Origin of the sequence: Pseudomonas sp. MWU12-2345 (assembly GCF_023242385.1) — a bacterium.
GTDB classification, from domain to species: Bacteria; Pseudomonadota; Gammaproteobacteria; order Pseudomonadales; family Pseudomonadaceae; genus Aquipseudomonas; species Aquipseudomonas gingeri_D.
In genome coordinates this window covers 1002472-1017080 of record NZ_JALLJA010000001.1, presented here as the reverse complement: position 1 = coordinate 1017080, position 14609 = coordinate 1002472, and the positions used below count along the sequence as shown (strand labels likewise).

Annotated in this window: 11 protein-coding genes; 6 read left to right on the top strand and 5 right to left on the bottom strand. The window is 57.7% G+C overall.

The features are described from left to right. Positions 1–7 precede the first annotated feature (7 nt). Positions 8–1996 (top strand): sigma 54-interacting transcriptional regulator, encoded by a 1989-nt coding sequence (locus tag M5C71_RS04125; RefSeq protein ID WP_248767487.1) that lies wholly within the window; start codon positions 8–10, stop codon positions 1994–1996. A 34-nt stretch (positions 1997–2030) separates the two neighbouring features. Here the strand turns inward: M5C71_RS04125 and M5C71_RS04120 are convergent, their stop codons facing one another. Beyond that, entirely contained in the window at positions 2031–3080 is a 1050-nt protein-coding gene (locus M5C71_RS04120; RefSeq protein WP_248767292.1) for a LacI family DNA-binding transcriptional regulator, read from the bottom strand. Between the two features lie 179 nt (positions 3081–3259). Between M5C71_RS04120 and M5C71_RS04115 the strand changes: the two genes are divergently transcribed. From M5C71_RS04115 to M5C71_RS04100, 4 genes are read left to right on the top strand one after another with little or no spacing between them, the layout of a single operon-like run. Further along, on the top strand, positions 3260–4372 hold the full coding sequence (locus M5C71_RS04115) for a fatty acid desaturase family protein (protein WP_248767486.1): 1113 nt from the start codon (positions 3260–3262) through the stop codon (positions 4370–4372). A 35-nt stretch (positions 4373–4407) separates the two neighbouring features. Next, positions 4408–4728, top strand: a complete 321-nt coding sequence (locus tag M5C71_RS04110; protein ID WP_248767291.1) for a MocE family 2Fe-2S type ferredoxin — start codon at positions 4408–4410, stop codon at positions 4726–4728. An 18-nt stretch (positions 4729–4746) separates the two neighbouring features. Further along, positions 4747–5988: an FAD-dependent oxidoreductase gene (locus M5C71_RS04105; protein ID WP_248767290.1), complete on the top strand. Its 1242-nt coding sequence runs from the start codon at positions 4747–4749 to the stop codon at positions 5986–5988. Position 5989: 1 nt separating this feature from the next. Then, a complete protein-coding gene (locus M5C71_RS04100; RefSeq protein ID WP_248767289.1) occupies positions 5990–6820 on the top strand; it encodes a sugar phosphate isomerase/epimerase in 831 nt (276 codons plus the stop codon). A 242-nt stretch (positions 6821–7062) separates the two neighbouring features. Here M5C71_RS04100 and M5C71_RS04095 read toward each other — a convergent pair whose 3' ends face one another. From M5C71_RS04095 to M5C71_RS04080, 4 genes are all read right to left on the bottom strand, one after another. After that, positions 7063–8325 (bottom strand): OprD family porin, encoded by a 1263-nt coding sequence (locus tag M5C71_RS04095; protein WP_248767288.1) that lies wholly within the window; start codon positions 8323–8325, stop codon positions 7063–7065. A 55-nt stretch (positions 8326–8380) separates the two neighbouring features. Then, positions 8381–10054 carry a gamma-glutamyltransferase gene (gene ggt / locus M5C71_RS04090; RefSeq protein WP_248767287.1) on the bottom strand — a complete coding sequence of 558 codons (1674 nt, stop codon included), beginning with the start codon at positions 10052–10054 and terminating at the stop codon, positions 8381–8383. A gap of 169 nt (positions 10055–10223) precedes the next feature. Beyond that, positions 10224–11744, bottom strand: a complete 1521-nt coding sequence (locus M5C71_RS04085; protein ID WP_248767286.1) for a DUF1254 domain-containing protein — start codon at positions 11742–11744, stop codon at positions 10224–10226. 60 nt (positions 11745–11804) lie between these two features. Continuing rightward, positions 11805–13277 (bottom strand): aldehyde dehydrogenase family protein, encoded by a 1473-nt coding sequence (locus tag M5C71_RS04080; protein WP_248767285.1) that lies wholly within the window; start codon positions 13275–13277, stop codon positions 11805–11807. A 213-nt stretch (positions 13278–13490) separates the two neighbouring features. Here M5C71_RS04080 and M5C71_RS04075 point away from each other — a divergent pair, with 213 nt between their 5' ends. After that, complete coding sequence (locus tag M5C71_RS04075; RefSeq protein WP_248767284.1) at positions 13491–14525, top strand: helix-turn-helix domain-containing protein; 1035 nt, start codon at positions 13491–13493, stop codon at positions 14523–14525. Positions 14526–14609 lie beyond the last annotated feature (84 nt).

Here is a 14609-nt window from a genome sequence, read left to right as displayed (position 1 = left end):
GCAGCCAATGGCCTTCAGCGTGCAAGACCTCGATTACATCACCGCGCTCGGTCCTGCGTCGTTGAGTGAAGGACCGATCGCTGCGTTGGAGCAGGCCTGGCAGGCGTGTTTGAAGGGGCGCATTGATCGACCCGCCGAGGTTCGGCAGGTGATCTGGGATTCGTGGCTGCGCAGCGTCAGTGCCGGCCTCGATCCTGAAGATGGCGAGTATCGCTTTGTCATCCCCGCCGATCTGGCCGCAACGCTGGCGGCCAATCGGGTGTTGATCATCGCGGCAGCGGAAGTTATGCGTGGATTGCTGGCATACAACCCCAGGGGCCATATCAACCTGACCGATGCCGAGGGCACGACGCTGTATTTCTGCGGCCTCGATCTCACGCCAGTGGGTAGTCGCTTGCTGGAGTCAGTGCAGGGCACCAATTGCACGGGGCTGGCGATTGCCGAAGACCGATTGGTCTATGTGTTGGCCGAGGAAAATTTCGGGCTTGGCCTGCGCCGGCGGCGCATGCACTGCGCCGCCGCGCCGATCCGCGATGCCCAGGGCCGCACGTTGGGCATGTTGACCCTGACCGCCGAGCCCGGCTGGTTCCACTTCCACACTTTGGGCACCGTGCAGGCCGCGGCTGAAGCGGTGTCGCGACAGATGGCCTTGCAGACCCTGCTGGACGAACAGCAAGCCGTCCTTGAAGTGCTCAACGAAGGGCTGGTGGTGCTCGATGAGCGTGGCTGCATCAAGGCGCTCAATCGTTATGCCCGGCAACTCTTTCGCGTCGGCCGGGACCTCCTGGGCAGCCCGTTCGAGCGCCTGGGGCAGAGCGAGCTGACTGCCGAAATGTTGCTGCGCAGTGGCGAGGCGCTGCGGGATCTGGACTGCACCTTCGAGTTGCCTGACCGCAGCCACCTGGCGTGCCTGGTATCGGTGTGCTCACTGGAACAGGGTGGGCGGATTGTTTCGTTACGGGAGAACCGACGTATCCGGGAAATTACCCGGCGGATCATCGGCACTCAGGCCAGCTACACCTTTGAAACCATTCAGGGCGGCTCGCGAGCGATTCAGGACGCCTTGCACCTGGGGCGGATCGCCAGTCGCAGTGACTCGACCACGCTGATCTTAGGTGAAAGCGGCACTGGTAAGGAGCTGTTCGCCCAGGCGATCCATAACGCCAGTGACCGTTGCAGTGGTCCGTTTGTGGCGGTCAATTGCGGGGCGATTCCGCGAGACCTGGTGCAGAGCGAACTGTTCGGGCATGTAGAGGGTGCTTTCACCGGATCGGCCCGTGGCGGCTCGGCCGGGAAGTTCGAATTGGCCGATGGCGGAACGATCTTTCTCGACGAAATCGGTGACATGTCCTTCGATGCCCAGGTCAGCCTGCTGCGGGTCTTGCAGGAAGGCGAGGTGACGCGGGTGGGCGCAAAAAAATCCCGGCAGGTGAATGTGCGCATCATCGCCGCCACCCACCGCAACCTGAGTCAGGCGGTGGCCGATGGCGCGTTCCGCGAGGATCTTTACTATCGGCTCAACGTACTGAACTTGACGGTTCCGCCGCTAAGAATGCGCCGGGAGGATGTGCCGTTATTGGCGCGACATTTTCTCAGCCGTTGCGCCCGGTCGTTGCGCAAGTCGGTGCAAGGCTTCTCGCCAGAGGCGTTGGATATCCTGTCGGCTTACCATTGGCCAGGTAATGTTCGTGAGCTGGAAAATACCATTGAGCGCGCGACCAATCTGTCGGTGACCGAACTGATCCAGCCCGGAGATCTACCGCTCGAAATCAGGCAGGGAGTGCGGCCTGCGGCGCGGGGAGGCGTGCCTGAACCCCGGGCGGCCCTGGACCTCGGTACCCATGAAATGAACGTGATCATCGCGGCCCTCGAGGATTCCCGCGGCAACATCCGCCTGGCCGCCAGACAGCTGAATGTTTCTCGTGGTGGGCTGTACAACAAGATGAATCGGTATGGGCTGAGTGCTGATACTTTTCGGTCGGGGCCGGACTTCTGACGGGCTGACTGGACCTGGCTTCCTCGCCACAGGTTCAGCTTCGAGCGTTCTCTGAGGTCAGGATTTGCAGTGGAATGTGGATTCGATGTCGCACCGGATCGAAGTCGGGCGTGGTTTGCAGTTCAATCAGCAGGTCGATCAGCGCTGTTGCCAGCAATTTCGGCTGGGAGTCGATGACCAGGCTGATCAACCCCTGCGCCAGGGCCTTGCGCGACAGCTCGGTCGATTCCTGCAGGATGCAGCACAGCGACGGCTGCTTCGGCAGTTGCGACAGGGCGCTGATAATGCCGTCGCCGCCACCGCCGACCACGCACAAACCCCGTAAGTCGTCATGCCGCGCCAGCAGGTCCAGCGTCGCCTCTTCGGTGATGTCGTTGTTGTCCAGATTGATCACTGCTTCCAGCGGCCGCAACCCCGGTGCGCGCTCCGCCAGGTAACTGCGCAACCCCTCGACCCGCGCCTGATGACCGAGGAAGCGGTGGCCGCCGAGCAGCACTCCGACACTGCCTTTGCGCGCGCCACAGGTGTGAGCCATCAGCCAGCCCATGGTGCGCCCGACCTCATGATTATCCTGGCCGACGTAAGGCTCATCCGCGGCCTCATAAATGTCGGAGAGCAGCGCGATCACCGGCACGCCGGCGGCTTTGATCTGAGCGATGGAGGCCTGGATCAGCGGATGCGCGAAGCTGACCACTGCCAGGCCGTCGCACTGCACCGCCAGTTGTTCGATTTGGGCAATGATCGCGCTGGGTGTGCGATCGATGACGTATTCGAATTGCAGGTTCAGGTTGACGCCAGCCTGGCGCTGCGCAGCCTCGGAGATGGCGGCAGCCACGTTACCGTAGAACGCTTGGGCGGTGCCAAGCAAGAGGATGCCGAAACGGTAGCTGGGACGACATTCGCGAATCCGCTGGCCGATCAGCCTGGCGGCGAAATAACCGACCGCTTCAGCGGCCTGAAACACTTTTTCGGCGGTCGCCGGGTTGACCGGCGCCCTGGCGTTGAGCACCCGGTCCACGGTGGCGACACTCAAGCCAGCGTGTTCGGCGACGGTGGCGATGGTTGGGCGTTTAGTAGTGTTCATGGCTGGTCCGGCAGCGCCGTGATAGAAAACTATCAAGCTTCAATGGGCCTGGATGATAGCTTGATAGGAAATGTATTCAAGGGCTTGAGGGTAATCAGTGGGCTCTCTATCGTCTCTCCAACGATGTGATCCCGCGTCGAAAAGTGCCCATAGCCATCAAGCTTGCGGAGAACAATAAAATGCCTGAACAACACGCAGCCTTTGAACACCCCGATAAACCCGGGCCTCGGGATTATCGATTGATCGGTCCGGAAGCCGCCAAAGCGGCGCAAAAAGGCCTGGTGTCAGCCCGCTGGTACCAATCGCAGATTTCCCGTAAACGCATGAAGGAATTGATGCAGCGTCGAGACGGCCCGGCCTTGCGTGACACCGCCATCTGGTTGCTATCGATGGTCGTCACCGGATTTGCGGGTTACTGGTTCTGGGGCTCCTGGGCCTGCATTCCGTTCTTCTTCGCCTACGGTGTGCTCTATGGCACCGCATCCAATGCCCGTTGGCACGAAACGGGTCACGGCACGGCGTTCAAAACCCGCTGGATGAATGATGCGGTCTATCAACTGTCGAGCTTCATGTTCATGTTTGAACCCCATGTTTGGCGTTGGAGCCACGCCCGGCACCACACCGACACCATCATCGTCGGTCGCGATCCGGAGATCGTCGAGCCGCGTCCGCCTAGCCTGATCAGTATGGTGCTGAGCCTGTTCAGGATGCCTTACGCGATCAAGACGATGTGGTCAGTCTGCCGACATGCAACCGGACGGATGACGGAAGAAGAGCAGACCTTTATCCCCGAATCCGAGTGGCCCAAGGTCTTTACGGCGGCGCGTATCTGGCTGGTGATTTATGCACTCACCGTAGGCGCGGCGCTGTATCTGCAGAGCTGGTTGCCGCTGATGTTTATCGGCCTGCCAACCCTGTACGGAGGCTGGCTATCCTACCTGTTCGGCCTGACGCAGCATGTCGGCCTGGCCGAGGACGTGCTCGATCACCGCAGCAACTGCCGCACCATTTACATGAACCCGCTGCTGCGTTTTCTGTACCTCGACATGAACTATCACCTTGAGCATCACATGTATCCGATGGTGCCGTTTCATGCGCTGGCGCAGCTTCACGAAGAAATCCGTAACGACTGCCCGCCGCCGTACGCCGGCTTGTTCGAGGCTTTCAAGGAAATCCTCCCGACCATCTGGAGGCAGCGCAAAGACCCGACGTATTTCATCCGTCGCCCTTTGCCACAACGCGCAACGCCGGCCACCAGCACCCAGTCTGAAGCCGACGCAACGCCGGCCTGACACCTCCCGGGTTGACCACCACACGAGAAAACACCATGACCGATCAATGGATCGACGTCTGCGCCGTGGGCGAAATAAATGAAGAAGATGTCATTCGTTTCGACCACGGTCCGCACACCTATGCCGTCTACCGCTCTGCCGACGACGAGTTCTTCGCCACGGCGGGCCTGTGTACCCACGAATCCATCCATCTGGCAGATGGCCTGGTGATGGACCATGTCATCGAGTGCCCCAAGCACAACGGACGTTTCGACTACCGCACCGGAAAAGCCCTTGGCGCGCCGGTGTGCGTCAACCTCAAGACCTATCCGGTACGGGTCGAGTCGGGACGTGTCCAGCTCGCCATTACGGTTTAACTGCGCGGAGTCTGCACCATGAATCCTGCCAATGCTCCACTGGTCATCGTCGGCGCCGGGCATGCCGGGGGCCGCGCGGCGCTGACCCTGCGCGGCGAAGGTTATCGCGGTCGCCTGATTCTGATCGGCGATGAGCCCCATCCGCCTTATGAGCGTCCGCCGCTGTCCAAGGGACTGTTGCAGGGCACGATTGATCTGGCGGGGTACAGCCTGTGCGACAAGGCTCGGCTCGCCGAACTGGACATCGAGCACCTGGCTGGCAACCCGGTGAAAAGCCTCGATCCGCAGCAACATCGATTACAGCTGGCCGACGGCAGTTGGTTGCATTACACCCGCCTGTTACTCGCGACCGGGGGCAGGGCGCGACTGCTGGCCGCAGTGCCGGGGCATCTGCCCAACGTGCTTTATCTGCGAACCCATGACGAAGCAATGGCACTGCGCGCTTCGCTACAGCCCGGCGCTCGATTGGTGATCATCGGCGGCGGCTTTATCGGCCTCGAAGTCGCTGCGACCGCCCGCGCCCTGGGTTGTACGGTGACCTTGCTCGAAGCTGGGTCGCGCCTGGCGGGTCGTGTCCTGCCGGAGCGTTTGTCCAGTGTCCTGCTGGAACTGCATCGCCGTCAGGGCGTGGATGTCCGACTGAACGTAGCGATAGAAACGGTGCTGGGCGCCACTCGCGCCGAGGCGGTGCAACTGGTCGACGGCCAGTTGTTGCCTTGCGATCTGGTCGTGGTGGGTATCGGCATACAACCCAACACCGAGTTGGCCGTGGCTGCCGGGCTTGAGGTCGGTCAGGGCATTCGCGTCGATGCGCGGTTGCGCACCAGTGCACCAGACATCTTTGCGGCAGGCGACGTCTGTGAGTTTCGCCTGCATCCGCAAGGAGGATTCCAGCGTCAGGAAACCTGGCGCAACGCCGAAACCCAGGGCCGTCATGCCGCACTGAACTTGCTGGGCGGCGAGCAGCCCTACGACGTCATTCCCGGTTTCTGGTCCGACCAGTACGACTGGGGGCTGCAAACCTCGGGCATCATCGCAAACACCGAACCGACAGCGAGCCGGGCAACCGCGGATGGCGGTTTCCTGTTGTTCTACCTCGATGCCGAACAACGTCTGCTAGGGGCTTGCGGCTGGGGCCAGGGCAATAGCATCGCCAAGGACATCAAGTTGTGCGAACGGTTGATTGCCAACCATAACCCTCTCTCGGTGGTTGCTTTAGCCGATGCCGATGTATCGCTCAAACAACTGCTGAGGACCTGACATGCGCGAATTCCTGGTGTTTCAGTCCTTGTGGGCCATGCAAGATCACCGTGGCCACTGCGATCTGTCCATTGAAGCGCAGCTGGAAAAGATCGCCGCCGCGGGCTTCGACGGGATCACCGAGCATTTCTGGCTTGCGCCACAGGCTGCACGCCTGAGTGCCGCCGCCAAGGCGCAGGGCCTGCAAATCGAAGGTCAACTGTTCCCCCGGACCGTGGATGACCTGGCGACCGCACTCGATGTGGTATCCCGCTACGGCTGCCACCACCTGACGCTGCAGGCCGATGTCCGGCCGCGCACACGGGCGCAAGCCATTGAACTGATCGAAGGCTGGCAGCGTCTGGCCGAGCAGGTGGACTTTCCGATCCTGTTGGAAACCCATCGTTATCGTCTCACCAGTGACTTGTTATTCACGCTTGATCTCCTTGGGCAAATGCCTGATCTCAAACTGTTAGCTGACTTGTCCCACTACGTCGTGGGCAGGGAGTTACCTGAGCCGGCCAACGCCGAAGACGACGAGCAGATCCATGCCATCCTGCGCCGTAGTTGGGGTTTCCATGGTCGTGTCAGCAACGGTGAACAGGTCCAGGTGCCCTTGAGCTTTGCCCAGCATCGACCCTGTCTGGAGCGGTGCCTGGGCTGGTGGCGCTACGGGATCGAGGATTGGCTGGCTCGGCCGAACACACCCACCAGCCTGTCCTTCACCTGCGAACTCGGCCCACCGCCTTATGCGATCACGGGGGCTGATGGGCGTGACATTACGGATCGCTGGGAGGAGGCGTTGATGTTGAAGGAGCTGATACGTGGGGTTTGGAGCGACTGCCAGCGGTGAACGGATACATCAAAAGATTGATTTAAAACACGAGCCGGAGCCGGCCTGAGCAAGACGCGGGGGGCTTATCGATGTGCCGATTTTGCTGGGCTGATGCGGTATGGGCCGCAAGGAGTTTGACGCCACTGGCGTCGAAATCTGTTTCACAAAGGGGAGGAGAGTTTCACAGCCAGAGAGCCAATATTCACAATATCGGCTCGCTGACTGAGGTATTAAGGGCGTTGGCGGGGCGTAGCAGTGGGCTAAAAGACGTTGATTGGGTACTCAAAAATCAAACGTACATCCTCCAGATTCCAGTTGTCGATGTCAGAGCTGCGTAAAGTTGCCCAGCGAACTCGTGCGCTCATGTTTTTCATGGGGCCGCTTTGTACGACGTACTTTACTTCAATGTTGCGCTCCCATTCTTTTCCGTTATCCGTATTTTTGTTGGTGAAACCGCTGCCCCTGACATAGCGCATCATATAGTTGAGACCCGGTACACCATAAGCCTCCATGTCAAGGTCATAACGTATCCCCCATGACTGTTCACCCTCCTGGTTAAAGTCGGAGACCTGAATTGAGTGCACTGCATACATCGTACTACTGCCTAATTCATACACATAACCGCCGTCGCCTTTGACTCGCTGGTGGCTCAGAGCGATCGTATGCGCCCCAAACTTATAGGCTGCAGAGAGGCTAAACAGCTGATTATCTAACTTATCTCCGTCCCAGGCTCGCTCAACCGCGGCGCCGACGCTTTTTGTGTCGTACATGCCGAGGTCAAACAGGAACCTCTTGTCGCTAGATACCGGCAATGAGTAATTTGCGTTGGCGTAGGATCTGCGGTAGTAATCCTCTGTTTCAGACCAGTAAAGTGTGCTGGCGAGTTGTTCGGTGAAACGATACGTTCCTCCAAAAAAATCGATGGACTTGAGGTTCTTACTGTCGCGCGAAGTCTGATTGCGATTTCGCATGGCGGTAAAGTGCCCAAGGTTGAGGCCCAGGTTTTTAATTTCGTTGCTGGTAATCAATGCGCCACTGGCAGATTCAGGCAGTAAACGTGTGTCGGAGATGGCGAAGATCGGCAAGGATGGCAGTTGGTCGCCGTATCGCAACACTGTATTGGAAACCTGAAACTTAATGGCTGCCCCAGCAACCGAATACTCATCCTTGGGATCGCCGTTTTTTTTACGTTCAAGCAGTCCGGTTCCAACACGCCCATCTCCCGAATCGAGTTTTACCCCTAGAAAATCGAAAGCATCCACGCCAAAACCAACGCTGCCTGGGGTAAAACCCGAAGAATAGGTGGTGATCAAACCATGCGCCCATTCTTCCAGATAACTGTGGCCGCTGGCGCTTCGGTCACCGTTTTTGAAGTCCCGATTCATGTAAATGTTACGATTGAGGACCTTTAGTTGACTGTCCTCAATGATGCCGTTCGTAGTAGATTGCTGGCTGGCCTGGAGGAAGGGAGCCGAGGTGGCGGTGACGGCTAATAGAATTAGGCCCGAGGTGACTGGTTTCATACCTGCAGTATCCAAGTGGTTGGCATTTTATTGTTTTTATTGGTTTTTGCCACGCTTAGGGTGTGACGACCATTCCTACGCCGCGGCCTCTTGGGTCGGATGCAGTTTCAACTTTCTTTCCGTCAACACGTATGGCTTGTATGTCGCCCATCTTCCAGGGCTGCTGTTCCAGGGTGTAGCCCATGGCTTTAAGTGATTCGGCTTCTTTGCCTATCAGAGGGGCGTAGGCGTCATAGAAGATCGTGTCTTTGGGCAGGAGTTGGTGATGCACGCGTTGGGCGGCGACCGCTTTTTCCAGTGGCAATTTGAAGTCGTAGACGTTGTTCATGACCTGGAAAATAGAGGTAAAGATCCGTGAGCCGCCCGGCGTCCCTATCACCAGGCTGACCTTGGCGTCTCGCGTAACGATGCTCGGGCTCATAGAGGACAGCATGCGTTTGCCCGGCTGAATTGAGTTTGCACTTCCGCCCACGACGCCAAACGCGTTGGCCACGCCGGGTTTGGCGCTGAAATCGTCCATCTCGTCGTTGAGCAGGAACCCTGCGCCCTTAACCACCACCCCGTTGCCGTAGTCGAAGTTCAAGGTGTAGGTGTTACTGACTGCATTGCCGTCCGCGTCCAGAATGGAAAAGTGGGTGGTTTGGTGAGACTCGAGTCCAGGTTTGACCATGACCGTGGGTGAAATCGCATTCGCATTGACCTCGGCGGCGCGTTTTTTGATGTAGGCCGCATCAGTCAGTTCAGCCGCCGGCACACTGGAAAAACCTGGGTCACCCAAATAGTCGGCGCGGTCGGCAAACACCCGTTTCTCGATTTCTGCGAGCAAGTGAATGTAGCGTGCGGAGTTCAATTCCACGCCTGCAAAGTCGGCAGCCCGGGCTTCCTTGATCCCGATAAGCTGGGCGAGGGCGATGCCCCCTGAACTCGGCAGTGGCGCGGTGTAGAGGGTGTTGCCCTGCCATTGAACGGTGATCGGATCGCGCCATTTGACCTGATAGCCGGCCAGATCTTCGTGGGTGATCAGTCCCCCGTCGCGTTGCATCTGTGCCACTAAAAGGTCGGCGGTATGACCTTTGTAAAACTCATCCGGACCATTAACCGCTATACGTTCCAGCGTCTTCGCCAGTTCGGCTTGCTTGAAGATCGTGCCCGGTTTCAACGCTGCAAAATAGTCTGCGAAATTGGTCTTGTCCTTGAACAGGCCAAGGGCGTCCTTGCGGTAGGCGTACTGCCTGTTGGCGACTTCAAATCCGTCACGGGCGTAGCCGATGGCTGGCTTGAGCAGATCACTCCATGGCAGTTTGCCAAAACGCTTATGAGCCTCCCACAGGCCCATTACCGTGCCTGGCACGCCGGCCGCCTTTGCTCCCACCAGGCTCATCTCTGCGACGGCGTTACCTTTCTCGTCGATGTACATCGTCTGCGTTGCCGCACTGGGTGCTGTTTCACGGTAGTCGAGGAAGTACGGCTTGCCGTTGACGAACAAGGTCATAAAACCGCCTCCACCGATATTGCCAGCCTCCGGATAGGTGACGGCCAGTGTGAAGGCTGTGGCCACTGCGGCATCTACTGCGTTGCCGCCGGATTTGAGTATATCGGCTGCGGCCTGAGCGCCGTATTTGTCGGGAGAGGCTACTGCGCCACTGTCGAGCAATGCTGCCCATGCAGAAGTACTTGAGGCCAGTAACAATAGACTCAACGCAAGTGGGCGAATAATAGTTAAGTGCATGGTGTTTCCTTTTTATTCTTGTATAGACGGTTGAAGGCGGTCGGCGACGGTGATGCCGCGAGGGGAGTTGCAAGGCTTCCTCGCTCTAACATGTTTATAACGGGTCGATAGCCGGTGTCGGCTGCCCACTCCAGAGCGGCGAGGACAGCAATCACGCAAGGACTGAGGACTACTGTGGCAGCGAATGTGTTTGCGCCAAAAGTTCAATGTCTGACAACTTCCAACTTTGATCAAGGTAAGGTTCAAGTGGGCCAAACAGACGGAAATAAACATACCAAGATCGCCCGGGAATTGTCGGTATCCAGTTTTTTTCCAATCCGGCTGGTGACTTTGGCCCCATCACGATATCCACGGAGCCATCTGCATTGCGTATCAAGTCGTCCTTGGAGGAGCGGTCGACGATTTGTTGGGCGCTTTGAATAAAGGTGCGCGATTGGGTGTCATACAGCGTAATTGACCAGAACAGTTTGGCCGGAGGATTGGCCGGCACGTGCAGCTTGTACGTTTTGCCGCCGTCCAGTACCGCGCCTTTCTTGTCGTGATACGCGGTGAGGTAGCCAGAGCCTACCCCCGACTTTCGAGTCATTACGGCCTCGGACGAGCCCATCACTTCATAGAAGAATGCAGTGCGCTCTTCAAATAACGTGCCCCCCGGAATGTCCTGCTGCATGGAATAATAGGGGGGAATCAGGTATTCCCAATTGGAGTCCGGGCGGTATTTCATCTTGGGCAATCGTTTACTGAACGCGTTGGCTTTGGCCATGGCTTCACCCAATTCGGCGGCCTTGTTCAAAATTTCGATCTGCCGGCTGTCTGGCGCAAAGGGCTGGCCATTTTCTATGCCCAGTGGTTTAAGCATGGCCATGAAGAAGCGGTCCCGGTCTTCGACGACCTCTCCTTGAAGGGCCGCCGACAAGCTTTTCCAGTACGCCAGACCCTTGGGCGGCGCCATGGATTTAAGTTCACCGGTCGGTTTGAATTTCAAAATAGTGACGTGTTTGGGCGCATCTTTGCCGTAGGGATAAAAGCGAGCCTGGGAGAGTACGTCTTGGATTTTTTGCGGGTCGTTATCCAGAATTCGCCCGAACAACAGGGCCTTGAAGGTTTTCGAGTGCAGCACGTGAGCGCCAGCAGGCGCGTCTTTCGGAACCTCCTGGCCAGGACCCAGCAACAGGAACGTTGCGCCCTTGCCGGCATCGACGCCTGGCCCGCCCAAGTCTGCAATTGGACGGTCGCGCCAGTCGATCAGCGAGCTGGCCGTCGCGCCTGCCGGATACTCCAGGACCACAGGGCCTTGTGCGAGGTCAAAGTGGCTGAAAAAGTACGGGGTGGTGACGTTAGAGCCTCGCATGGTGCTGACGTCACGAAAACCACTGACAAATACCACATCACCGCTCTTCGCCCCGGCGTTTTCAACCAGTGACTCTTTGGAACTTTGTACACCAATAATCGGAATCGCCCATAAGTAACTTTGTACGGCCCGCTGAAAATCCATCTGATTATAAAGCCGCTCAACGGTTTCGGCCGTTGGCATGCCCAAATCATAATCCAGGTGCAAACTCGGAACGCCGATTTCTTTTTCCACGGACGCCTCACTTGCCTTGGCAAAAATGGTTCCTGTCGACGCCAATAGGCTGACAGCAGAAGAAAAGACTACAACCTGTGCTGTTTTCCATCGAACTGAATACATAGGTGCTCCTTTGATATCAGTACTTTTTCCAGACGAATATAGAACCGGCACTGGGGGGGCTTAGGGTGCAGGCGCGAACCACGGCGCAATGACGTCGTTCTGGATGGTGATGGATTTAAGGTGCGAATACTGGTTGAGCGTTTCGTGGCAATGCTCGCGGCCGATTCCACTTTCTTTGACGCCGCCAAACGGCGCGCCACTGTTGAGGTTGAAGTAGTGGTTGATCCAGACGTTACCCGTCTCCAGGGCATCGGCGGTTTTCATCGCATTACCCAGATTGGAGGTATAAATCCCGCAGGCCAGTCCATAACGTACGTCGTTGGCTTGTTCCAGAAGGGTGTCGTAGTCGTTCCAACGAATCACGCTCAATACCGGACCGAAGATTTCTTCCTGGGCAATGCGCATTTGGTTGGTGGCTTCAAACACCGTCGGCTGAATGAAGTAGCCATACTCATTGCCCGGGACAATCACGCGCTGCCCCCCCACCAGTAGCCTGGCTTTTTCTTCCTTGCCTGCCTCGATGTAGTTGAGCACGCGTTCGCCCTGCTTGCGGTTGATCAGGCCGCTCACGCGGGTGGCTTCGGACATCGGGTCGCCTACTGTCAATCGGGACACTGCGTTGGCCAGCTTGTCGATGAAGTTCGTGTAGATGTCGTCATGAATGAACAGCCGGGTACCGGCCAGGCACGACTGCCCGTTGCAGTACATGGCCGCAAACAGCACGTTGTCGACCACAGCGTCGATGTCGGCAATATCCGGGAACACGATGTTGGGACTCTTGCCTCCCAGCTCTAGCGACACCGGCACAAGACGTTGAGCGCCAGCGCAGCCGATGACTCTGCCTATTTCAGGGCTGCCGGTGAAAGCCAATTTGGCGATATCAGGGTGGGCGGTGATCGCCGAACCTACTTCAGCACCAAAACCAGGCACCACGTTAATTACCCCGGCAGGCAATATACGGCCGGCGAGCTCTGCGAACTCCAGTGTCGACAAGGAGGCATTTTCATCTGGTTTGAGCACCACCGTATTACCCGCGGCAACCGCCGGAGCCACCTTCAAGGCAACCATGATCGCCGGCACGTTCCATGGGATGATCTGACCCACGACGCCAACGGGCTCGCGCTTTGCAATCAGATAGCCATTGGGAATCGGGCGCCCGAGGCCTTCGTGTGTCAGGATCGCCCCGGCGAAATAGCGGTATTGCGCCACGGCGATGTGGTAGTCGGTAAGCACTTCGCCTATGCGTCGGCCAACGTCTGCGGCATCAATCGCTGCCAGGCGTGGTGCGGCTTTTTCCAGTTCGTCCGCCAGTTGGTTGAGTAACGCCGAGCGCTGCTCAAAGCTAGTGAGCTTCCACTCCTTTTGCGCGCGATGCGCAGCGCGTACCGCAAGATCTACCTCGGCGGCGGTGCACCGCGCGATGGAGGCAAGGTGCTCGCCGGTAGAAGCGTTGACTGCTGGGAATGTCATCGACGTACGAACAAGTTGGCCATCAATGTAAGCGGGGTAATCGGTTTTCAGTAACAGGCTCATGATTGTTAAGTGACCAATCGGTGGATCGAAACGACTTGTTCGACCCTGTTCCCTATCTTCGAATGAGCACCGAAAGGTGCGATATCAAAGACTGGCCACGACTATCAAATGCCTGCCCAAATTTGCCATAGGCATTGCGCCAACCCGTTGACTGGAGTATTCAGAAAGCTCGTAGAACATGAGTGCATCGCAGAGTGCACAGGAGCATCGGCAATGAGCTTTTCGACCTCTTGGGACAACACCGCACAGCCATCCACACTGGGGGCGTTGGCGCTGACCGGAGCTGCCGATATGCCCCAGCAGTCGTTGCTGTTTGCGACTACCGATCTGGGTCAAGCGAATGAACAGGTAAGCCGCGTGTACACGTCCTATCGCTATCACACCCGGGGACTGCGCAGGGATCCAGCGAGCATGTACAACATGCCCGGGCAGTCGATCGGTCTGTCGAAGTTCTGTTACGGTACAGACATCACCATCGAGCCAGAGCCGTTCGATGATTTCGTTCTGGTATTGACCACACTCAGCGGTCAGTCAACGATCAGCACCCCGTCAGTGGAGAGTATCGGGGGCGTGGGCACGACCGTTTTGGTCGCGCCAGGTGAGCACTCCCGCTACTTTTACGACTCAGACAATAGCCAGTTGGTGACACGCATAGACTGCCAGCGAATCGTTGAGCTTGCCGGATCAATGTCCAATCTCAAGCCTTGGGAGTTTCCGCTTAGCTCCCAGGTAATAAATGATGACAACCAACGCGCGTTATGGCACGCCTCGTTGAATCAATTGCGTCATATTCTCGATCCGGCGACCAGCCCCCAAAGCAGGGCGTTACTGCTACCTCGGGCGGAAGAGCTGCTGATTCTGTCTTTGCTCTGCGCTCAATCCGATGGATATGTCTCTCGCTCACCGCTCTCCAGCGGCGTCAATCCTGCCTACCTCAAGCGCGCCGTAGCATATATAGAAGAGCACGCCGACCAAGCCGTCACGCTGTTGGATATTGCCGAGGCAGCACACTGTGGCATCCGTTCATTGCACCGTAGCTTTCACGAGTGGCGTGGTATCAGCCCAATGCGGTATCTCAAAGAGGTACGCCTGCGCAATGTACGCCAAGCGCTATTGAACCCAAGCGAAGGGGATTGCGTCACCGACTTGGCGACTCGCTGGGGTTTCTTGCACCTAGGGCAGTTTTCAGTCGACTACCGACGCGCTTTCGGCGAGAAACCCTCCGATACGTTCCGTCGTGCTCGCTAATAGCCCCTGATGATTCACGCATTCAGAGTGATTTAGTCTGGGATTTGATAGTCGTGGCGCCGTGCTGATACTGCCCGAAGCACA